At 41.3% G+C, this 572-nt stretch carries 1 protein-coding gene; it reads right to left on the bottom strand.

The annotated features are described in order from the left end of the window. Positions 1-95 precede the first annotated feature (95 nt). Positions 96-572: ABC transporter ATP-binding protein (locus tag AC1DWA_RS33120; protein ID WP_477917681.1), on the bottom strand; the 477-nt coding region annotated here is incomplete at its 5' end.

Raw genomic sequence — 572 nt, 5'->3', positions numbered from 1 at the left:
CAAATCTTTTAAATAGGCCTTTTAAAGATAGGTTTGGAAAAGCTAATACTTTTCCTCGACTTTTCTTTTCTTTTAACGTCACCGTTTGTCCTACACTAGCCACGAGCTATCGCCCCCTTTTTTTGAAGATGCTTGGCAGAAGCCGATAATTGTTTATTCCGCTCAAGCTCTTGTGCTTTTAGTACTTCCTCCCGAAGAAGATCCCAAATACGATGACGTATTGCTGAAAATTCGGGGTTTGAACGAAAATCTTCTTCACCAGCTCGAGAGTCAAACGGAACATCAATAACCTGCTTAATCTGTCCTGGCCGAGACGTCATAACCGCTACTCTTTGGCCTAAATAAACGGCTTCATCAATACCATGTGTGATAAACACAATCGTCTTTTTCGTCTTTTCCCAAATACGTAAAAGTTCACTTTGTAATGTTTCTCTCGTTTGAGCATCTAGTGCAGCAAAAGGCTCGTCCATAAGTAATACATCTGGGTCGTAAGCTAAGCTTCTAGCAATAGCGATACGCTGTTTCATTCCCCCGGATAGCTCATGAGGATAGCGATTTTCAAACCCTGATAA

The organism is Rhodococcus sp. P4_F3_2 (assembly GCF_056401335.1).
This window is presented reverse-complemented; position numbering and strand designations above follow the sequence as displayed.